General features: G+C 57.2%; 15 protein-coding genes and 1 pseudogene. 3 read left to right on the top strand and 13 right to left on the bottom strand.

Translation table 11 applies throughout. The annotated features are described in order from the left end of the window. Nucleotides 1-5: 5 nt before the first annotated feature. From pelG to HG264_RS02725, 7 genes and pseudogenes are all read right to left on the bottom strand, one after another. On the bottom strand, nt 6-1,376 hold the full coding sequence (pelG, locus tag HG264_RS02755; protein ID WP_169406218.1) for an exopolysaccharide Pel transporter PelG: 1,371 nt from the start codon (nt 1,374-1,376) through the stop codon (nt 6-8). A gap of 11 nt (nt 1,377-1,387) precedes the next feature. Beyond that, nucleotides 1,388-2,905: pseudogene (pelF, locus tag HG264_RS02750) on the bottom strand (GT4 family glycosyltransferase PelF); the annotation flags it as partial. Continuing rightward, nucleotides 2,902-3,906, bottom strand: coding sequence for a HEAT repeat domain-containing protein (locus tag HG264_RS02745; protein ID WP_169406216.1), 1,005 nt, complete (start codon nt 3,904-3,906; stop codon nt 2,902-2,904). The gene HG264_RS02745 and the pseudogene pelF, both read right to left, overlap by 4 nt. Next, nucleotides 3,884-5,248, bottom strand: coding sequence for a PelD GGDEF domain-containing protein (locus tag HG264_RS02740; protein ID WP_169406215.1), 1,365 nt, complete (start codon nt 5,246-5,248; stop codon nt 3,884-3,886). The genes HG264_RS02745 and HG264_RS02740 overlap by 23 nt, the downstream gene beginning before the upstream one ends. After that, nucleotides 5,248-5,766 (bottom strand): penicillin-binding protein activator LpoB, encoded by a 519-nt coding sequence (locus HG264_RS02735; protein WP_169406214.1) that lies wholly within the window; start codon nt 5,764-5,766, stop codon nt 5,248-5,250. Before HG264_RS02735 ends, HG264_RS02740 begins: the two co-directional genes overlap by 1 nt. Before the next feature lie 20 nt (nt 5,767-5,786). Next, nucleotides 5,787-9,338 (bottom strand): tetratricopeptide repeat protein, encoded by a 3,552-nt coding sequence (locus HG264_RS02730; protein ID WP_169406213.1) that lies wholly within the window; start codon nt 9,336-9,338, stop codon nt 5,787-5,789. Next, on the bottom strand, nt 9,316-12,114 hold the full coding sequence (locus HG264_RS02725; protein WP_169406212.1) for a bifunctional glycoside hydrolase 114/ polysaccharide deacetylase family protein: 2,799 nt from the start codon (nt 12,112-12,114) through the stop codon (nt 9,316-9,318). Before HG264_RS02725 ends, HG264_RS02730 begins: the two co-directional genes overlap by 23 nt. A gap of 479 nt (nt 12,115-12,593) precedes the next feature. On the opposite strand from HG264_RS02725, the gene dusA reads away from it, so the two are divergent. Both dusA and tal read left to right on the top strand, forming a co-directional pair. Next, nucleotides 12,594-13,628 (top strand): tRNA dihydrouridine(20/20a) synthase DusA, encoded by a 1,035-nt coding sequence (dusA, locus tag HG264_RS02720; protein WP_169406211.1) that lies wholly within the window; start codon nt 12,594-12,596, stop codon nt 13,626-13,628. 48 nt (nt 13,629-13,676) lie between these two features. Continuing rightward, nucleotides 13,677-14,627: a transaldolase gene (gene tal / locus HG264_RS02715; RefSeq protein WP_169406210.1), complete on the top strand. Its 951-nt coding sequence runs from the start codon at nt 13,677-13,679 to the stop codon at nt 14,625-14,627. On the opposite strand, the gene rssC is transcribed toward tal, so the two are convergent. The 3 genes from rssC to HG264_RS02700 all read right to left on the bottom strand — a co-directional run bounded on the left by rssC (nt 14,616) and on the right by HG264_RS02700 (nt 17,183). Then, on the bottom strand, nt 14,616-15,101 hold the full coding sequence (gene rssC / locus HG264_RS02710) for an anti-sigma factor antagonist RssC (RefSeq protein ID WP_169408990.1): 486 nt from the start codon (nt 15,099-15,101) through the stop codon (nt 14,616-14,618). The two genes, tal and rssC, sit on opposite strands and share 12 nt — an antisense overlap. Further along, entirely contained in the window at nt 15,101-16,291 is a 1,191-nt protein-coding gene (locus HG264_RS02705) for a PP2C family protein-serine/threonine phosphatase (protein ID WP_169406209.1), read from the bottom strand. Before HG264_RS02705 ends, rssC begins: the two co-directional genes overlap by 1 nt. 163 nt (nt 16,292-16,454) lie before the next feature. Then, complete coding sequence (locus HG264_RS02700) at nt 16,455-17,183, bottom strand: VacJ family lipoprotein (RefSeq protein ID WP_372240193.1); 729 nt, start codon at nt 17,181-17,183, stop codon at nt 16,455-16,457. Between the two features lie 408 nt (nt 17,184-17,591). On the opposite strand from HG264_RS02700, the gene HG264_RS02695 reads away from it, so the two are divergent. Continuing rightward, nucleotides 17,592-17,870, top strand: a complete 279-nt coding sequence (locus HG264_RS02695) for a DUF4404 family protein (protein ID WP_169406208.1) — start codon at nt 17,592-17,594, stop codon at nt 17,868-17,870. A gap of 66 nt (nt 17,871-17,936) precedes the next feature. Here the strand turns inward: HG264_RS02695 and queF are convergent, their stop codons facing one another. From queF to HG264_RS02680, 3 genes are read right to left on the bottom strand one after another with little or no spacing between them, the layout of a single operon-like run. Next, a complete protein-coding gene (gene queF, locus HG264_RS02690) occupies nt 17,937-18,773 on the bottom strand; it encodes an NADPH-dependent 7-cyano-7-deazaguanine reductase QueF (RefSeq protein ID WP_169406207.1) in 837 nt (278 codons plus the stop codon). A gap of 59 nt (nt 18,774-18,832) precedes the next feature. Beyond that, the gene (locus tag HG264_RS02685) at nt 18,833-19,609 is read right to left on the bottom strand and encodes an ABC transporter permease (RefSeq protein ID WP_169406206.1); all 777 of its coding nucleotides are present in this window, start codon (nt 19,607-19,609) and stop codon (nt 18,833-18,835) included. Next, on the bottom strand, nt 19,609-20,541 hold the full coding sequence (locus HG264_RS02680) for an ABC transporter ATP-binding protein (protein WP_169406205.1): 933 nt from the start codon (nt 20,539-20,541) through the stop codon (nt 19,609-19,611). Before HG264_RS02680 ends, HG264_RS02685 begins: the two co-directional genes overlap by 1 nt. Nucleotides 20,542-20,726 lie beyond the last annotated feature (185 nt).

Here is a 20,726-nt window from a genome sequence, read left to right as displayed (position 1 = left end):
GCCTGTTAACGGTTGAGCATGAAAGTATCGTATTTCAGCTCATCCAGCGCGCGGTTCAAACGCACCAGCGCCACGAACACGCAACACACCAGCGATACGGTGAAACCGTAACCGAAGAAGCTCGGGCCGAGATACTGGCTCAGCAGCGTCAACAGAGTGTTGAGCACAACGAATAGACCGCACAGCTGAAGTACGACCACCCGCTTGTCCAGATAGAAGAACACGTTCAACAACGCCATGAAGACGACCTGCACGCTGACACCTACCAGGTCGACGTAGAACAGCGGCAGGTAATACCGCGACATACCAAGCCAGTCCAGCAGGTTCGGCGCGAACAGCAGAAGCAGGACCACCGTGAGCCCCTGCACCTTGCATATTTCCTGCAGGCCCTGACGGATCGATAGCGTCATTTCGTTTTTCAGATGACCGATGTGCTGCAATGTTTCGCCATCGCGGATCGCCCGAAACAACCGTTCGTACCACTCGGCGAAGTCGGTTTCGATGCGCACCAGAAACACTGCCATGCCTGGGATGATCGCCAGATAAGCGAGAAAGATCGGCAAGTCGTACAGCATCGAGGCGCGGAGCGGCCCCACGATCTGATCCGACGTCGCCGGATTGAACCAGAAAATCAGCTTGTCAATCCAGATTCCGAGGTTGTAGCAGAAGCCCGTCAAGAGGAGACTGAGGAAGATCTTGTTGCGGTCGAGAAAGTCGAAGGCTATCAATCGGTCGGAATCGTAGTCGCGGACGATATCGAAAAGGAACATGAAAAATAGACAGCCGTGTCCGATCAATAGCGCCAGCAACAAGCCGTCCACCGCCCAATGCCTGAGCAGGAAGGCGCTAGCCACCATGACCGAATAACCGCCGGCCATTATCAGCAGGATGCGGTTATAGGCTTTCATGCCGGACAGGAAAATGATCACCAACCACAGATTGCAGAGCACGACGAAGTTGGCCAGGACCAGTAAACGGTAAACGAAAGGTTCATCAAACACGGTGATCAGCACCGCGCAGCCCAACACACCTGCCCCCAGTGTTACCAATAGCAGTATGCCCAGCAGATTTGGCAGTATGACTTCTGCTCGCTTTTGAAACAGCTGATCAGAAACGAAGCGCGTAAAGAACAGTTGCAACCCACCCGTTACGATCAGCGAACTGGCCATGAGGTAGGTCACTGTCACCAGAAACTGGCGCACCAGCGATTGCGAGCCGACTACTCCGACGCTCAACAAGCCGATCAGCATCACGCTGATGATCGAGAGCACCCATGGTCCTGAACTGATCAGCCCTGCATAGACATAGGCTCTAAGGGTTGCGGTGTAGGAATCTCGGGTGAGGATTTTTCGAAGTTCGAAGCCGATACCAGCCATTCGGTATTCTCCATGGCAACATAGTAAATATCGCGATAGCAGGCGAGCATCATCGCTTCACCGTAGTATCGATTAACCCGAGCGAGCCCACTGGCCTGAGCCGCTTGCCAGCGTGTCGGGTCCAGTAACAGATCGAGAATTGCCCGTGCAGTAGCCTGCGGATCGGCGATTGCCACCACCTCCCCGGCGCGTCCGAGCGCGTGATCTTCCCACGTACCTCCTTCAATGAGCTCCCGGCAGGACCCCACATCGGTGCTGACCACTGGCGTGCCGGCACACCAGGCCTCGAGAATAACCAGCGGCTGAGCTTCACTGATCGATGTGAGCACCATGACACCCAGCTGCGGGAGGATTTCCTGAATATTCTGGAACCCGAGGAAGCGTACCTTGCCTTCCAGCCCCAGGCTCGCGACCAGACTGTGGCATTCGGCGGCATACGCAGGATCCTCATCCTCGGGACCTACGATCCAGGCCTCGGCCTCTGGCATCGCGCTAACTACTCCACGAATCGCCCGAATGAAGGTTTTGAGGTCCTTGATCGGAACCACTCGCCCTATAAAACCCACCACAGGGGCGATGCCTTCAGCGCGCTGCGCCAGCCCATCCCGCCAGCGTTGCAGGTCGATACCGTTAGGGATAATGCGGGTTCGCGTCGGGTCGGCACCATCGTTAATCTGCCGTTGCCGGTTACCTGCGTAAAGGGAGATGATCGGATCGGCCGAACGATAGGTAAGCAGGCCGATGCGCTCGAAATAGCGAATCCACAGCGAACGAATGTAGCCAGTACCGGCGTCGAGCCCTCCACCGAGGGCTTCCATTGGATCCTCCCCGATCCAGCTGGCCTGCGCCAGATCAATCTTGCGTTCCTTGGTATAGATGCCGTGCTCGCTGAGCACATATTCGCAGCCCCACAGTTGCTTGAGTATGCAACCAAGCAGACCTGCATAACCGGTAGAAATGGAATGCAGGACTCGCGCCTTTGGAAACTGGCGAGCCGCCTGGGCAAGCATTACCAGAGGTGCCTGGATGGATCTCAAGGTCCAGAAAAAATCGATGAATGACGGATCGCTGCAATGGCTGCGGTAGCCATCGGTGACAATGTCCCAGTTTTCATGGCTGTGCAGCACATCGTCGAGGCCGATTTTCCCTTCAGCCAGAGTAGCCAGTAACGCATCACCCGTTGCCTCGTCAGGCGCATCCGGATGGTGTAGAAAGCGGTATAAACTCAGCAGCTGATCGCGCGGTGCATTTCGTTTAGGGCGTCTGCTTTTACGCCCATGGGGCTGCCACGATTCTTCAATGTACAGTTCTTCGATGTGTACGACGTTGGCAGGAATGTCATATCGCCGCTGGGAATAGGCGTCGCGCTTCCCACCGATGAAAATGACGCTGAATGTCAGCTCCGGAAGTCCCAGAATCATTTGGTTGACCCAACTGGACACACCTCCGCGCACGTAGGGCCAGGTGCCTTCAAGCAGCAGACAAATATCAGCCTTGGGCACTTCATCAGTGGCAAGCGAACGCGTCATATCCAATACCTCGCCAATTCGGTGAAAGGTGGCCGCCTGAGTACATCGCTCGACAAACTGACAAGTAGCCCCGGCACTTCGGCGTATTCGGCAGAAAGAAAAGCGGCTTCAGCTCGAAACGGCGTGAGTTTTTCCGTCGAGATCCCCCCCTGCTCCGCCCGCCTCAAAAAGAGCTTGGCGTCGTACGGCAGCCCTTGCTCCAGCGCAATGCGGGCGCCCAACAATTCCAACTCGGGATTCGGTGAGGATTCCAAGGCCGTTTCCAGGTGGTTCCGGGCCTGCATCAGCACGTGCTGCAATACGCTGCCCTGGGCCAGCCCCAGATAACTCAACTCCCAATACCAGCGTGCCAGCGCGGCATGCAAAGCGGCTTTCTGGCTATCGTCAGCAGTAGTCAGCCGCGTCAGCAGCGCCTCAATCCGCTCGTTGATCTGTGTCTCCTGCTGATCAAGCATTGAATAAGCAAGAAGCCGAACGTCATCGATCGGGTCCCTTAACGCCAATTTGAGAATAGACACGGCTGATTTTCCGACCATGCGGCGGGTGGCTAGCAGCGCGGCAAGGCGTTGCTCCGGATCGGGCGCCAATTTGACAACGTCGTGCAAACTACCGTCATTGAACAAGGGCGACAGCTGCTGAGCGGAAGGACGAAATGGGAGTTGCGGTGCGCTTAGCGCCCGCCAGGCCTGGTTTTCGCGCCGACGCTGACGCCATAGAGCTGGCATCAATGCCAACAGAATTCCCAGCGCACCGAGCCCGGGGATAAAGAACGCCAAGCTGAATAACAATAATGGCGCCCATGGCAAGGGTCGTTGATAACGCGCCGGCAAGACTTGCCATAGCCCCGTTGCCAGCAACACACAGGCCAGGCTGTGCAACAGTAGAAAATACCGGAGCCCATCGGCCAGTTCGGGAGTCAGGCCAAGATGCGTCCAGCCGCCGACCTCAATCACAACGGCGCTCAGGATCAAGGCTCCGCTAGATAGCAATCTGACCTTCATTCAGCTCGCACTCCTTGAACAGGAATTCACGTAATGCGCTGCGGGAGCCGGTGGTCGGCAACTCGAATTGTCTGACCACAACCTCGAGTTCCAGCAGGGTGTAGCCAGGACCAAATCGCTTCGTCAGCAGTTGCTCCAGGCGCGCGACAAACCCACCCACACCCGTTTGCGGCGTAAGCGGCATAAGAATAAGCAGACAGTCGTGCCCACGCCCGTTGCGCACGCGCAGATGCAGATCCAGACCGCGCTGACTCTCGAAAAACAACCGCATCAGGTCCTCGTCGACCTCCGGCAGTTCAAGCAGACACAGCGTTCCTGGCAATCGATGACGTTCCGCATCCAGCAGTGAGCGGTACAGGTGTTGCGAAAAGCTCTGCATATCTGCGCCCGGTAGCTGCAATGCCCGTGGATCGCTCTGGAGCAGATCGGCAGCGTGCCCGGCCAGCAGAACCAGCAAGCTCAGCGTCTTATCGTTGAACAGGAAAAACGGCATCTGGCGCACGGCCAGCAGTGCGATCAGGTTGCCGTGGGTATCGATCAAAGGAATGCATGCCTGCAGCGAGGAAAAAGTTTTCTCTTCTCCACGCTCAATGGAATCAGCACCCACACTCACCAGATCTCCGCGATCAACGCACAGCCTGATCATCCGGTCATCTGCGTCGATTTCTCCCATTTCGCCGATCGTCGCAAGGGGCCAGGGCAGCACCTGCTGCTCTTTGTTGACGGCGTACAAGCCGGCCACTCGCAACGAACCATATTGACCGAGCAGGCTGATGATGGGCTCGGCCATCCAGATCAAAGCCTCGTCGGGGGTTTTCACCTCCCGCATACGTTCGCGCAGCAGCAGCAACGAGCTGCGCAAACTCTGGTCACTCCCTGCCACCCGCTGCTCCAGACGGTCATGGGAAATACGCAACATCTGGTGCGCACGCGTAAACTCGTCAAGGCGATACTGGCGATAATCGTTGGCCATCTTCAGACGTTCGAGGCGACGTCCCCATAAGTCGCGAAACTCGCCTACCAACATGCTGCTGACCAACACGCCGATGATGTATGGCCCCGGCAGCTCGTCATAGAGCGGCCCGTAAAAACGTAGCAATAACAACGTAAAGACCAGTAACGAGGCACTGACCAGGGCCTTGAAAAAACCGTAGCGCACGCCGAGCAATAAAGGAGCAAGCATCGGCCAGGGAAATCCGAAAACCTGAAGCGGGTCGCCAGGTGCCAGCCAAAACCCAAGAGCCAACACCAGCGCAGTAAAACCCAGTGTTTCGGCCCAGGCGGTTAGGCTGCCGACCTGGGGAGCAAGGCTGTCTTCCTTGTGCGAAAGATCGATATCCATCATTCAATCCGCAGGTCATCAACCAGCTCAGCCAGAACCTTCTGTGCGGTACCCGCCAGGCTTTCCCGGGACCATCCGGCACGTGCCGCGCTATTACTCCAGATAACCTTGCCCGTGGAAGGGTCAATCACGCGTAGGCTGATTCCCACGGCAGGCTCTCCGTCCAGACCGTTCTTGTACTGCCATTCCTCGACGCTTCCGCTGACCACATAATCAAAATCCTGCTGTCGGGCCCAGGCCATGGCCTCGGCGAAGCGGGTCTGATCATCGAGCAGCACTGCATCCTGCTTCTCTGAAAACGGGTAAACCTGCGGCTGGATATTTTCTTTGCTGAGGATGCTGAGCAAGATCTGTTCGCTACGCTCACCTGCCTGGGGCGCCTGCGAATAGTTGATGATAGGCATCAGCCCCCAGTCGGCATCAGCCGGCAGAACCGGACTCTCCTTGCTGGTAATACTGGTGCAACCGGTGGCAAGCAAAGTCGCCATTGCCAGGCTCAGACAACGTATGGATTGCATAGTGTTTCTCCTTGATAAAGTCAGCGTCCGAAACGCCGGCTGTAAGATAATCCCAATGACCCGCCAGGGGAGCCGTCGCTGCCACGCGGCGCGGACTGATACCCCAGAGTTAGTGCCAGTTCGTCGTCACCCGCCACGCCGGTGCCCACGCCAGTGGTCACACCGTAAGTGAACTCACGCTCTGTCCATTCCCAACCGGCTTGCACATCAAACAACCAGGTGAATTGCGCCTCGGTTCGGTTGAGCGCGCCCGGCGCGCCACGTCGCAGCGTACTGCCGAGATAAATCTGGCCGTAACGACTCTGTACAAGGTCTTCAGAACCAGGCTGGTCGAAAGCAAGCGGCCCGTCATCCACCAGGTCCGACAAGGATGAGTCATCCAGCTGATTGTTCTGATAATCGAGGCCAGCGCGGGTAATCCAGGTGGGTCCGCGGAACTGTTGCACCTGGCTGAGTTCCAGACTGAGTGCTTGTCCTTGCCCGAGATGCTCTCCCGACCGGGTCGAAAAAGCCTTGTGCGCGACAGACCAGGACAGCTGATCGCGCGCAGAGATGCCATGGCTCCCTGCCAACCACAGTGAGTCCTCACGACCCAGCGCACGCATTAACCCGCTATCCAGGTTTTCCCGGTGCCAATTGAAACCGAGTTCCAGTTCGTCACGTGCGCCAAGCTGCCATTTCCGCGATAGCCCGAAGCCGCTACGGTCGTCATCATGCCGGGAGCTGTTATCCAGCGATAATGAAAAGGCGCCGTTATCCAGCGACCGTTGCAACGTCAGTGAAACGTTGGATTCAGCGCCCATGGCCCTTTCATCAAGGCTGACGGCCTGATAACGCTCCCGCGCAAGTCTCAGGCTGGCATACCAGGTATCGTTGACGTACCGGGCCATAAGCAACTCTGGTCCGGACAGCTCTAGCCCGCCAAAATCCCGGCGTAACCACCCAAGGCGAATCCCCTGAGGTTGCTGTTCGAGGATATCGGTGGCCATCAGTCGCAGCGGCCCGTTGATCAGCGCGGAGGAACTCTGGCCAAGATTTCCCAACGCGGTGCTCAGAGCCTCACTGTTTCGCCGAAGCAAAGACAGTGCGCCAGCTTTCTGAACAGGGTCCAGTTCGTTTCTGGCCAGAGCCTGCTCGAGCATTTGACGGTTGTACTGGCGCAGCCCCTGCTGAAGCTGTTCATAACGATCAATCTTCACGCCACGACCGCGCGCCCAGGCTAACCATTGATCCTTCACAGACGCCTGGTTCGTGTTGTCCAGATGAGCCAGTACCTGATCGAACCAGAGCTGCAACATCAGCGGATTGTCATCACGTCGCGTTGCTGCTGATCGCTGTGCATAAAGCCCCGACCGGGTACTCGCAACCAGCCGCAACCACGTTGCATACCGCTCCGGTGACGTTTCAGCTGCTTCCTGCTCAAACCGATCGAGTAGCGACTTGCGTAAACGCAGCGCCTGGTCGGAGCGGCCAGCGCCCTCCAGCGCGTCGGCATAGGCTGCCCTGATCAGCAGGTCTTCCGGCTGTCCACGCAGATAGAAGTGATACCAGGCCAGCGCCTGATCATAGCGGCCGAGCATCTGGTTGGCGGCAGCAAAAGGCAACCACAGGTTGCCTGAATGGATCGCGACGATACGCCACTCGTGTAGCAGATCAGCCAGCTCCCGAGTGCGTCCGTGGTCAATCAGAAACCACATCAGCCGTTCGCGAAATACGCCGACAGATGGCGATTGCCGGGCGCCGCGGCGGTAGATTCGCTCTGCATCATCGAGTCGATTCTGATGCTCCGCCAACGCGCCGTAAGCCAACATGACCTTTGGCAGGCTGACGATAGCGGGATCGCGTTCGGCATCGGCCAATAGCTCGGCGATCAGCTCGAAATCGTTATAGGTTTCGGCCAGCTCAAGGGCATTGACGAGACGCTCCGTTTTCCCACGCATGCGCCAGCTGGCAACTGTCAGATCAAGCGCCTTGCGTGGCGCTTCAATGCGGTACAACTCGATCAGCTCCGATTCTTCGCTGTATTGAAGACCGATGTTTCGCTGACGCATGGTTTCGTATGCGTGGCGCAACTGCCCGTCATTTTCCAGCTCCCAGGCTAATCCTGCCCGGGTACGCCAATAATCAGGGTCGGCTACGCCTTCTGTATCAATGTCCAGAACACGCCAGGCCTCATTGGCTTGATACAACTTCCAGTGCACGCTGGCCCACTCGACCCGTTCAGCAATGCTTAGCTGAAATTGCTCTGCCATGGCCTGCCAGGCTTCTGCTTCGGCCTCATATTGCAAGGTGTTTTCGAGGTTCTGAATCAGCCGGACCCAGCCAAGCCGGTGCTCGGGGTAGGCTTGAAGATAGTCACGCAGCCAGCCCTCAGCCCTTGTCGGGGTCCCGCGAGACTCATGTGCGTAGATCAGCGCATCGAGCTCCTCATCGCTCAGCTGTCTTTTGGCGGTCAATTCGGTAAGCAGCGGCAGGCCACGCTTGAAATCGAAAATCTGAAAGGCCAAACGCCACACATAATCCTGTAATTGTGGATCGGGCCGCAGCCGGAGGTAGGCAATCCACAGCGTCAGAGCATCAGAGTTGAGACCGTTCCACTCGGCCACCTGTGCCATCTGACGTTTCAGTTCGGCATCATCCGGGCGCAGCTGTAACAGCAAGCTTCCCGCCTCCCACGCGCCCGGCATATCTCCGGAGGCCAGGGCAAAATCCAGGGAGGCCTGTACTGCGTCGGGATCGGTAGGGTGGAGCTGCTGCCAACGCGCAACAATAGGCGCCGCCAGATCCAGGCGTGCCAGTGACATCGCCACGTTGCGGCCCTGCTCCAACCACGTGCGGTCAGATGTCGAGCTGGTCAGCAGGTCCAGCTCGGCAACCAGCGTCAGGGTCGCGTCCTCTTCCCGTCCGATCTCCAGAAGCGCTGAGTAGGCTTTGCGAGCAAAGGCTAAACGCTTCTCGGGATTTCGGTTTTCTTCCAGCAGTATCAAATACATCTCACTGGCCTTGCGAGGCTGATTGCTCGCCTGATACCACTGCGCTGCGGCTTCGAGATATTCGCTGCGATCCAGCGGCTGCGCCTGCGCAAGTTCCTGATAGATATCCGCAGCCAGCCAGGGCTGCTCGAAGCTGAGCGCCAGCTGTGCCAGGGTCAGCGACCGGGACGCGGGCAAGTTGCTGCGATCGAAGGCAGGCAACTGGTTCTGGATCGCTTCTATTCTGTCGGGTTGCTCGGCCTGCAATGCCGTCTGCGCATCGATTAACAGTCGAAAGAAATCCGCCAGTAATGGCTCGGTTTCTTGCCAGTCGAGCAGGTGAAGCCGCGCGCGATCATACTGACCCAGGTCGATGAGCAGCTGCACTAACTCCTGACGCAGTTGCGTTGCCTCAGGACTCTGGGCAAGCATCAGCTCGGCATAACTGGCCGAGACGGCATCTGCGCCCCGCCCATCCGGCAGGAAAGCTTCTTCCTTTGCCAGTACCAACACCAGCAACACCAATACGGCGACAGCGGCCACTACCAGTGTACGGAGCCGTAGCAGCCGGACGGGTTTAGTCGCAGAGGAGTAGCGCATCGCGGACCTCGCTGGTGTCGAAATCGAAATGCCAGAGGCCCTGCTCCTGGCGCCCCGCTTGTCGCGTTCCGCCGACGCTAACCTTGCAAGGTCTGTCTGACCGTACTGAAAAACTCAGGGGTAAGGCGCCGGCAAAGGTGAAGCGCACCCGGTTTTCAGCGTCATAGTCCCACCGCAGCAACGGTAGATTGGCCTCTTCCAGCGCGGGTGCAGGGTCGCGTTCTGAACGCAGCACTAATCGGGCGCGATCAGCACTGAGGTGCACATAACGGCCTTGGGGTAAATCACGCACCCCAGCCACGCCAGAGGACTGCATCAGATCAGGCCAGCCGAGCGCGGGGTCCAGCCGCACGGTGCGCAAACCTTGCAGGGAGCGAATCTGCCACGAGCCGTCTGCAGCCAGAGCCAGCGAGGCGCTATGCAGTCCAAACACGCGTTGCAGATAATCACTCATCCAGAGAGAGAGAGGTTGCTGCGCGAGCATGTATTGGTAGATCTCGTCCATGACCTTGATCGAAGCCTGCTTGGTACCGGAGTAAAAGTGGTAGTACAGATGCAGGCCACGGAATCGGCGCGGCGTATCGGTCAACTCAAAGGTTTCGATCACACCGCGAAACCCGTAATAAGGCCCGTGCCACAGATTGGTGTACACGTTCTCATTGATGATCGGGGCGTACACGTGCAGACCGCCCGCTGTCGGCCTCAGCAGAGGAGAGAGCCCGGTCAGTGAAGGTTCAGCGTAGGTCAGCTTTGTCGTTCCGCCGTTGACGTTGAGCAAACCTGCCTCGTAGGTGAGACGCAGGGTCTCGGCATCCGGCATCGCGTCACCGCTCCAGAACATCACCTTTACCGGCTTACCGGCGGGAGCAAGCTGTTCGTTGATGTACCGGGTCGAACCGATAATCTCCCGCCTGAAGTCCAGCTTTTCGTAGCCGGGAATCTCCATGTGAAAACCGTATTCCGGGTTGAATCCCTCCCGCTTGCTCGCCACTTCCGGCTGCCAGAAAAACGGGTGGCTGAAAGAATGTGAAGCGACTTCCACCCGATCTTCTGCAAAGATCTTCCTGGCGATGGGTTCCAGCTCGTCCGCCAGCTCAGGGAAGGCGCCAGCGGGGCTGACCTCGCCTTCCACAATCGATACGGACGTGAGCAGCGGATAAGGCTTGATGAAAGCATCCAGAACCTGCTGGCCTGCGAAAGGCGTGCCGGGTATCTCGGCTCGGGATGGAAACCCGTCGCCATCGATATGCACCGTAGCAATACGTCGACCGTTCTCTGTGCTGACGTCAGGCGCAGGGATCGGCGGCAGGCGCAAGGTCTGCTGCAGAAAGGCAAAAGGATCCAGAATCCAGCGGCGGGTTTCGCCTCCTTCTTCCAGCACATAGGGCGCCAACGCCATGCCGCCCCAGTCCGCAACGACGAGCGGCGAGTATTCCTTGCCTGCTCCATCGCGGATCAACAGTGCCGTTCTCAGCTGATCCCCTCGTACGGAAACTGGCAGCAGTCCACGGGTACGGGGCGATAAAGGCGCTTCGAACTGTCCGAGTAACCCGGCGTCATGTTCGATGATTTCAGCACCGGTCTGCACGGTATCACTGGACCGACGCAGCCCCAGATGGCGCAACAAAGCGGCATCCTCAACGGGTAATCCAGCCATGAACACCAGGGGGACTTTTTCATCCAGCCGCGCAGTTAGCCACCCGTAGAAGTTTTCACTTTGCAGCGGCACGCCGCTGGTCATCCACACGACGATCCCAGCATAAAAACCGACGCCTCGCTTCATCGGCAGCGTGCCATCCACCGGCAGGTAATCCACCCGATATCCCAGGTACTCGAGCAGTCCCCCCAACAAGTGATGACCAGAGCTCTGATCCAGAGTCCCTTCGCTGGGATCGTAGAGCATGGCGATACGGCGCGGTTGCACCTCCAGGGTGCTGATGCCGAGGTAATCGAGTTCAGGGGTGGTAACGAAGGGTATATAGCCTTCTGCATGCAACCGTTTGGCCAGCTTGCGTGCTTCAGTCCTACGGTGTGGCGGCAGGTAATCGATAGCGATAATCGGAATGCCGCGCTTGCGCAAAGGCTCAAGCTGGTCGACCAGCCAATCCCGATCCGCCCGGGGCACCTTCCTGAACCGTTTAGTGCCGGCGTCCCACCCCTGATAGATAGATTCCGCCGCGACAGCCGCGACGGTATCGCCCACCTCATCCATTACTTCAAAGCCGCGGTTGAAAATCAGCCGGAGATGGGGAAAGCGTTTTTTCATATCGAGCAATAACTCGACCAGAGCGTCTCTTTGAGCCTTGCGCTCCGCTTCCGGAAGCAGAGTGAAACTGTCCAGCGTGTCCAGGAACAGGCCGCTATATCCCTGCTCGTAGAAGTTGCCCGCCTCGGCCATCAGATGGTTACGCCAGCCGGTGGTCGTCAGGTCCATCACCTGACTGTCCCAGGCAGCATTGCGCGTTGGAGAAGCGAATTCCCGAAGCGATGGATTCCTTTGCGCATCATGTGGATCCAGTTCGCCTACCGACAGGTACGCGAAGGGTTGAGATCCCTGGGCACGAATATAGGTGACATCATCCCTATCGAAGTGCTCAGGCTCGACCACCAACCAGTCGAATTGCGCCAGCTCCGGCAATGGAGGCCTGTCGCCGTACCAGAAGCCTACGCTGGTCGGAGCGAGCGGTTCAGCTCGAGCTAATAAAGTGAATAAACACAGAGCGAACAGCGTTCCGACCGATAAGCGGAATCGTCCCTGGCGTAACCGCCTTTCCATTGCTGTGCCTTACTGTAGAAGTGTGATTGTTCCGAATGCCGCTGCCCTTCAGGGAGCGAATGGCGTCAATAAACGCTCCATTTCTTCGTTACTCAAGCGGACATGTCAAAATACTAGCAGCAGTTCAAAACTTGACTAGAAATCGGCCTGAAAATTTGGGATGGATTACTCGCAAGTCTCGCCTGGTGCGACCTTAGGGACGTGCTTCACATCCCCGGAGCAAGCACTGAACACGATTCCTCTACAACATCAAAACGATGTCATAACGATGACTTTTGCCACGTAAAACAGTTACTTTCGCCTGGCTAAAATTCCGGTTGAGACCGAAAGTAACGATTTCCAGCCACCAAGGACGGTGAGCGATCGGGTATAACTGTTACAATACCGGCCCTCGCGCATGCTCAAGCGCGGCATCAACGCCTTGTGCGCAACCATGATCGTTGATCACCTAGTCGGATATACCTAGCAGGCCTCAGCCAATGCCCCTGGAATCATCAACCCAACCAGTCCTCCCTCGACCCGAACCTGCACGCCGCTTCTGCGTTGCCCCGATGATGGACTGGTCTGACCGACACTATCGCTACTTCGCTCGCTTGATCAGCCGGCACGCGCTGCTCTATACCGAGATGGTGACGACCGGGGCGATAATCCATGGCGATCGTCAGCGCTTCCTGGGGTATTCCGCGGAGGAACAACCGCTGGCGCTTCAACTGGGCGGCAGCAATGCCCAGGAATTGGCGACGTGCGCGGCGTTGGCGCAGACAGCCGGTTTCGCCGAGGTAAACCTGAACGTCGGCTGCCCCAGTGATCGGGTACAGAACAACTTGATTGGCGCCTGCCTGATGGCGCGCCCTGATCTGGTAGCTGAAGGCGTCAAGGCAATGCAGGACGCTTCTGATCTACCGATCACCGTGAAACACCGGATTGGTATAAACGGCCGGGACAGCTATTCGGCGTTGCGCGATTTCGTTGGGCAGGTACACGAGGCCGGTTGCCAGACGTTCATTGTCCACGCGCGAATCGCCATCCTTGAAGGGCTTTCGCCCAAAGAAAATCGCGATATTCCGCCGCTTCGCTATGAGGTGGTCCACCAGCTCAAGAATGATTTCCCCGCGCTGGAAATCATTATCAATGGCGGACTGACACAGCTCGGGGCAATGACCGAGCAACTGCAGCACGTGGACGGCGTGATGATCGGACGCGAGGCCTATCACAACCCCTACATGATGGCCGACGTCGATCGCCTCTTTTATGACGACCCCCGGCCGGTGCCGGGCCGGGTTGATGTACTCAAAGCAATGCGTCCCTATATTGAACAACATCTTGAGCGCGGCGGAATGATGAATCACATCACCCGGCATATGCTTGGGCTGTTCCAGGGTTTGCCCGGTGCGCGGCATTTCCGGCGTGAATTGAGCAGCTCCCTGCACCGTACAGACCAGCCGCTTGCGCTCTATGATCGATTGATCGACGAGATGTCACAACGGCTCGCGCCACGGGATTGCTCCGCCTGATCGCCATGGGGTAAGGTCAAGGCATATTCGTCTCTCGCGGAACCGTCCATGACCAGCAAACTAGACAGCCTCAAGCAGCTTACTCAGATTGTCGCCGACACCGGCGACATCAATGCAATCCGAACCCTGCAACCCGTCGATGCGACCACCAACCCGTCGCTGATGCTCAAAGCTGCCAGCCAGAGCGAATATAAAGACATGCTCGAGCAAGCCGTTCGACAATCGACTGGCGGTTTTGAACGCGCCAGCGATGCGTGCGACCACTTTGCCGTAGCGCTCGGATGCGAGATCCTGAAGCTCGTTCCGGGCAGAGTTTCCACCGAAGTGGATGCGCGACTCTCATTCGATCGTCAAGCGACCCTCGACAAGGCCCGGCGCCTCATACAGCGCTACGAGGAAGCGGGCGTGACCCGGGACCGCGTGCTGATCAAGATCGCTTCGACCTGGGAAGGCATTCAAGCTGCGGCGGAACTGGAGAAAGAAGGCATCCAGTGCAACCTGACTCTGCTGTTCTCCTTCGCCCAGGCCCAGGCATGTGCGGATGCAGGCGTCTACCTGATATCGCCCTTCGTTGGCCGCATCTATGACTGGTACAAGCAGCACGAACAGCGGGACTATGTCGGCCAGGAAGATCCGGGCGTTCAGTCGGTCGCGCGTATCTACCGCTACTTCAAGCAGCATATGTACGCAACCGTAGTGATGGGCGCGAGCTTCCGGAACCTTAGTCAGATCGAGGCGCTTGCCGGTTGTGATCGTCTGACCATCAGTCCTGCTTTGCTGCAACAGCTATCAGATGAGCAAGGCGAGCTTGCCCGCTCCAGCCTGCTTGAACCTGGCGCAGGCGAGCCGCGGGTGATGCTCAACGAGGCGGACTTCCGCTGGTCACACAACGAAGACGCCATGGCTACCGAAAAACTGGCCGAGGGTATTCGTGCATTTGCAGCGGATCAGATCAAGCTGGAGCGACTAATGGCCGAACGAGCCAGATCAGTCGCCTGATTCGAGGGTACTGACTAGGTCACGGAAGGCCTCGCGGTTGTTATCGTTGAGGTTCATCAGAATCCGATGCGCCTCCAGGACCTTTTCCTTCACGACCGCTTCCGAAAGAACCTGGCCGGGCAGGTCTTCCAGCTCTACGCTGGAAGGCGCGGCTTCGGACAGGATATTGAACACCTGATCGAATCCCATGCTCTGCAACAGACGGTTCATATCGTCGTGATTGGACACCAGCGTCGGCAATAAACCGACCTTCTGCCTGGAAAGGTTGGACAGCTTTGCCAACAGGCCCAACGAGGTACTGTCGATATTTTCTGTCTCTGTCAGATCGATGATGATCGAGTCGAAACTGAGCGCACTGAAAATTTTCTCGATATACGCATCCAGCGCCGCACACAAGGTCAGGCGTACGTCACCGATGAACTTCAGGACAAAGGTGCCCTCCGATTCCGCGAACTGGATCTTGCCAGTAGTCATCATCTCGGGTTCCTGCTTAGCACCAGTAGGGAAATGTCATCCGGCATCGCTTGCCCGGGTACCAGGCCAAGTTCGGCCAAAATTTTGGGGAACTCGCCATCCGCCTGTTCGACCAGACCGGGCAGACGCGCTTCCTTTTCCCTAAGGGTAGCCCCTTCCAGACAATCGAGCACTCCGTCAGAGCACAGCGTCAGGCTGAAATGCTCAGGCAGACTGATCTGGTAGTTATCGTAAACCGCGTCATCGAACAGCCCGACAGGTCGTCCCTTTCCCTGCAGGTATTCCGCCTTGCCATCAATATAAAGTACCGGCAATGGCAGGTGCCCTCCAATGCTGTAGGTCAGCGTATGGGAGGTCTCGTCAATCACGCCGCCGAGCATGGTGACGTGCTTGCCAAGCTTGCAGCTGATCAGGCTGCGGTTGATATGCCCGAGAACGTCCGAAGGCTGGAACGCGATAGGTCCGCTGTTTTCCTGTCGACGCTGCTCATACAACAAGCGCGTTGTCATGAACTTGAGCAGGACCGTAACAAAGGCCGAAGACGCGCCGTGCCCGGAAACATCGGCCAGATAGAAGGCGAGCTGGGTGTCGGATACGCGAAAATAATCAACAAAATCACCGGAAAGATACAACGACGGAATGATCCGGTGTTCCAGACGGTACTGACCACTGGACCAGGGGCTTGCCGGCAGCATGTTCAGTTGTACCTGACGTCCTGCGGCTTGATCGTCCTTGAGTTCCTGCAAGTGGTTTTCAAGTTCGCGGTTGGCCCGTTCAAGGCGCTCGCGGATACGCTGGTTCTCGACTTTCAATCGCGTACGGTCAAGCGACCGCTGCACCGCGTGCTCAAGTACCGCCGGATCGTTGAAGGGCTTGATCAGATAGTCGCTGGCACCGAGGCGCAAGGCCTCTACCACGTCGTTCATGATGCCCGCAGCCGACATCACGATAACGGCGGTGTCGGGCGCGTCGTCGATAAGCTGGCGAATCAGTTCGAAACCGCACATGTCTTCGATGTGCAAATCACACATGACAAGTTCCGGCCTGTGCTTCACGAACAGTTGGAGCCCTTGCTCCGCGCGGCTTGCCTGTAATACATCAAAGCCGCTGTTTTCCAGATAACCGGTTACTTGTTGACGCGATGCATCGTCGTCATCAATGACCAGTAAAGTCGTGCCAGGAAGCTGCATAGAGTCCCTACGTCAATACCATGGTACAAGTGAGTCCCACAGCCACAGGGTGTGTGCCGTGTCAGGATTGCCTGACGCTTTCAAGGGGCAAACAGTACTCCCATCCAATGCGCCAGGCAACCGCTGCCAGGTCACGAAAACAGAGGTGCGAGGCTTTCGCATCTCAGAATTCGTCTACCACCTCTCCGTCACGCACACGGTACTCACGGTTTTGCAAAAAAGCATTGCGAACAAAGGTATAGCGATCACCGCGAATCAGCCTTTCCTGCCCCAACAATGCCGCCCGGGTATCAAGTATGTCTGTACCAAATGCAGTATTGCGCGTTGGGACGTGATCGACCTGACCCGTATAGGTGTATCCGATGAAACTCTCGGGCAAACGCGAACCGGCATCACGCACAGTCGAAGGGCCGAGCAAGGGTATAACCACGTAAGGGCCGCTCGGTGCCCCCCAGCTACCAATGGTCTGTCCCAGATCCTCGTCATTGCGTTGCAAACCCATGCGCGTAGCGACGTCGAAGATCCCCACTACACCCAGGGTCGAGTTCAACAGGAACCGCGAAAGATCCACGCTTGCATCATGAAACTTGCCCTGCAGGGTGTTATTGACCAGATTTCTGGGCTCGCCCAGATTACTGAATACATTGGTAACGCCGTCGTTGAGCATCTCAGGCATCACCGCGTTATAACCTTTCGCCAGAGGCTTGAGCGTGTAGGTATCTATCGTGTCGTTAAAGCGAAACACCGCACGATTGAAGGGTTCCCATGGGTCCGGATTGGTATATTCATCAGCATACTCATCGTAGCTGTCCTGTGCGAAGGCCGGCGTCATACCCAGAAGCGAGGCTGCGCAAGCCAGGGCCCATGGGGTAACAGACTTCAATTTATTCATACAGCGTCTCCAATTGCAGCGATCAACCTGGCCAGTTCGGGATACTCCGTGGTCCGCGAATTGTAATCGAAATAAACGCACCATAAGTGGATTCCGTCGTCAGTGGGGGAAACGCACCCCTGTCCGGGAAGCCGAGAAGCTGGGGTGCCAGCGGTACCGGATGAACCTGGTCGGCGAGCTGTATAGGAACCGGGGCTTTTTTGAATGTACCGATTTTTTTCCTGCGGCACGCAGATCATCCGGCAACAGTTCTGGTCCGATAGTATGCCGGCGAGGTTGGTCGCAGCGGTGTTCACCCACGCAGAACGCGCTCTGTGCGAGAACCTGACCGGTATGACCGGGCGGCGCGACGCTGGCCGGAAAGACAGGGTATAGTGCAAAAAGATCGCCAACGCAGGAGTAGTGAAGATGGCCGAGCAGCATCTGAAAGAACAACTGGAGTCACTGGAAGAAATGCTGGGTGACCCTGAAGCGCCCTTGTCGGCCGAAGAACGCGACTCGCTTCAACAACTTGCGACCAATATCAAAGCCAGACTGATAGCCAGAGACGCGAATGAGGAAGCTGAAGCAGACCCGACACTGGTGGACGGTGTGAACCTGATGGTCGAACGGCTTGAGGCCAGCCACCCGACCACAGCGGCAACCCTGCGCAGTGTTATGCAAACGCTGGTAGATATCGGCGTCTGAAGCCACTCAGCCCGGCGCGCTTCAGGCCGGGCTCCCCTAGCCGGGCTCCCCTGAACGTCACCAAACTTACTGCCTGGCCAGACGGAAGTTATCCGGCGGACCCGGTTCGGTAGAACGGTATGGATTGATATCCAGCCCGCCCCGCCGCACATAACGAGCGTAAACCGTCAGCTCGCAGCGACTGCCGAGCAAGGTATACACATCCGTGAAGATACGCTCCACACATTGCTCATGAAAATCGGCCTGCTGACGAAACGACAACAGGTATTTCAGCAAGCTCTTCCTGTCCAGGCGGGCACCCGCATAGCTGATCACCACACTGCCCCAATCAGGCTGGCAAGTCACAGGGCAATTGGATTTGAACAGATGGGTATATAAGGTTTCCCTGATACGGCTGGCATTCGGCGCCAGCGTCAACAGATCCGCATCATATTCGTATTGATCGATTTCCACGACCTGATCATCCAGGCATTCACCCGGAAGTTCAGCCATACCGGCGCGGTACAGCTGATCCATCGTCAACAGCTTGACCATTACCGGGCCCTGCGCAGTTACCGACAGATCAGACTCGAGTGTACGCAGCACCTCGTGGCGATCCCGAAACACTGTCTGATTGAACGAATTCAGATACAGCTTGAAGGATTTCGACTCAACGATCCGCTGCGCAGTGATCGGAAAGACGAACTCGGCAGCAGCCACCTCCGGCTTGCCCGATGGCGTGAGCCAGGACAGCTCATAACAGTTCCAGACATCTGCACCACTGAACGGCAGGTCGTCCGGGTTGAGTCCCAGCTCACGCCACTTGGGCAGCCGCGAAATCGGAAAGAGTAGAGACGGGGTGTAAACACTTACGTAAGCACTTGATTTACCAAGCGGCGATTGCTCTGCCGGGTGCTCATTCATAACATTTCTCCATGCCGGGCCGGCAGCATACCCTGCGCCGCCCGCCCAGCCAACCAGCGCTACTGGCGCATCCCGGTGCCGCGTTTGAGCAGCCAGTAACTGAAGCAATACAGCACGGCAACGAACACCAGCATCAACACCAGCGCTACACCGATATGGATATCCGACACACCCAGAATGCCGTAGCGAAACGCGTTGACCATATGCAGGATCGGATTGATCAAGGATACCTTCTGCCAGAACTCGGGCAGCATGTTGATCGAATAGAACACACCGCCCAGATAGGTCAGAGGCGTCAGCACAAAGGTGGGCACTATCGAAATGTCATCGAAGTTGCGTGCGAAGGTCGCATTGATGAACCCGCCCAGCGCAAAGACCAGCGAGGTAAAGAAAACCACTGTAATCGTCAGCCCGACGTGCTGCACCTGCAACCGGGTGAAGAACAGCGACATCAGCGTGACGATCAGACCGACCGCCAGGCCCCTGGCCACGCCACCGAAGGTATAGCCGAGCAGAATGACGTGCGGCGACACCGGCGCCACCATCAGTTCCTCGATTGAGCGCTGAAATTTGGTGCTGAAGAAGCTCGACACCACGTTCGAATAGCTATTGGTGATGACCGACATCATGATCAGGCCGGGGACGATGTAATCGATGTAGGGGTAACCATCCATTTCACCGATACGGCTGCCAATCAGGTTGCCGAAGATAACGAAGTACAGCGCCATGGTGATGCCCGGCGGCAACAAGGTCTGCGGCCAGATGCGCGAGAAACGACGCACTTCCTTTGACAGGATCGTGACAAAAGCGACCCAACCACTACGCCAGTGAGACATCAGGCCACTCCCTTTTCAGCGTTTTCATCCACCAGGGTCAAGAACAGCTCTTCGAGCCGGTTGCTCTTGTTACGCAAGCTCAGCACCTCGATCCCCTGCCCGGCCAGTTCGACAAACAGGCCGTTCATACCCTGCGCCTTGTCAATCTGCACCTCCAGGGTGTGCTCATCAACCAACCGGCACGGGTAAGCATCCAGCACGGGCGCCGCCTGCAGGCTTTCGCGGCAATCCAGCAGGAAGGTTTCGACGTGCAGCTCCTTGAGCAGACGGCGCATGCTGGTGTTATAGATGATGCGACCCTGATCGATAATGGCGATGTTCTTGCACAGCTGCTCGGCTTCCTCCAGATAATGCGTGGTCAGGATGATGGTCACACCCTGCGCGTTGATCTCCTGCAGGAACTGCCACATCGACCGACGGATCTCGATATCCACACCCGCTGTCGGCTCATCGAGAATCAGCAGACGCGGCTCATGGATGAGCGCCCGGGCAATCATCAGCCGACGCTTCATGCCGCCGGAAAGCATGCGTGATGCAACGTCACGCTTGTCCCACAGACTCAGGCGCTTGAGATACTTTTCTGCGCGCTGGGCAGCTTCCCCGGCAGGAATGCCATAGTAGCCAGCCTGATTGACCAGGATATCCATCGCCTTCTCGAACTGACTGAAATTGAACTCCTGCGGCACAACACCTATACAGCGTTTGGCCGCCATCAGGTCGGTATCAATGTCATGACCGAAGACACTCACTTGACCCGCTGTCTTGGTAACCAGCGATGAGAGGATGCCGATGGTGGTGGATTTTCCCGCCCCGTTGGGTCCCAACAGGGCAAAGAAATCCCCCTGCTGCACGTCCAGATTGATGCCTTTGAGAGCGGTAAACCCGTTGCCGTAGGTTTTTTCCAGCCCCTGGATACTTATAGCTGAGGTCATGCAAACGTTTCCGGCCTTGAGAGTCGATGGCTAATGATGGGGGCGCGGGTCGAAAAATCAAGACCTTGCGCTGGGTAATGACCAGATGCGGATCTGGTGCGAGCACAACAACCTGCGCACTCCTATCTGGCGGTCGCATCATCAAGCAAGACACCGTCAGCCCGGAGCTAACGTGAAGCTGCCCG

The sequence above is a fragment of the Pseudomonas sp. gcc21 genome (genome assembly GCF_012844345.1).
In the GTDB taxonomy this organism is placed as follows: Bacteria; Pseudomonadota; Gammaproteobacteria; order Pseudomonadales; family Pseudomonadaceae; genus Halopseudomonas.
Note: the sequence above shows the minus strand (reverse complement) of the source record. Positions and strands in the feature narration are given on the sequence as shown.

What these genes read in the sequence shown, in the direction of transcription:
- HG264_RS02740 (WP_169406215.1), bottom strand. Translation starts at nt 5,248, where the DNA reads ATGGATATCGATCTTTCGCACAAGGAAGACAGCCTTGCTCCCCAGGTC.
- HG264_RS02735 (WP_169406214.1), bottom strand. Translation starts at nt 5,766, where the DNA reads ATGCAATCCATACGTTGTCTGAGCCTGGCAATGGCGACTTTGCTTGCC.
- pelG (WP_169406218.1), bottom strand. Translation starts at nt 1,376, where the DNA reads ATGGCTGGTATCGGCTTCGAACTTCGAAAAATCCTCACCCGAGATTCC.
- HG264_RS02680 (WP_169406205.1), bottom strand. Translation starts at nt 20,541, where the DNA reads ATGACCTCAGCTATAAGTATCCAGGGGCTGGAAAAAACCTACGGCAAC.
- HG264_RS02705 (WP_169406209.1), bottom strand. Translation starts at nt 16,291, where the DNA reads ATGCAGCTTCCTGGCACGACTTTACTGGTCATTGATGACGACGATGCA.
- tal (WP_169406210.1), top strand. Translation starts at nt 13,677, where the DNA reads ATGACCAGCAAACTAGACAGCCTCAAGCAGCTTACTCAGATTGTCGCC.
- HG264_RS02685 (WP_169406206.1), bottom strand. Translation starts at nt 19,609, where the DNA reads ATGTCTCACTGGCGTAGTGGTTGGGTCGCTTTTGTCACGATCCTGTCA.
- HG264_RS02730 (WP_169406213.1), bottom strand. Translation starts at nt 9,338, where the DNA reads ATGCGCTACTCCTCTGCGACTAAACCCGTCCGGCTGCTACGGCTCCGT.
- HG264_RS02695 (WP_169406208.1), top strand. Translation starts at nt 17,592, where the DNA reads ATGGCCGAGCAGCATCTGAAAGAACAACTGGAGTCACTGGAAGAAATG.
- rssC (WP_169408990.1), bottom strand. Translation starts at nt 15,101, where the DNA reads ATGACTACTGGCAAGATCCAGTTCGCGGAATCGGAGGGCACCTTTGTC.
- HG264_RS02700 (WP_372240193.1), bottom strand. Translation starts at nt 17,183, where the DNA reads ATGAATAAATTGAAGTCTGTTACCCCATGGGCCCTGGCTTGCGCAGCC.
- queF (WP_169406207.1), bottom strand. Translation starts at nt 18,773, where the DNA reads ATGAATGAGCACCCGGCAGAGCAATCGCCGCTTGGTAAATCAAGTGCT.
- dusA (WP_169406211.1), top strand. Translation starts at nt 12,594, where the DNA reads ATGCCCCTGGAATCATCAACCCAACCAGTCCTCCCTCGACCCGAACCT.
- HG264_RS02745 (WP_169406216.1), bottom strand. Translation starts at nt 3,906, where the DNA reads ATGAAGGTCAGATTGCTATCTAGCGGAGCCTTGATCCTGAGCGCCGTT.
- HG264_RS02725 (WP_169406212.1), bottom strand. Translation starts at nt 12,114, where the DNA reads ATGGAAAGGCGGTTACGCCAGGGACGATTCCGCTTATCGGTCGGAACG.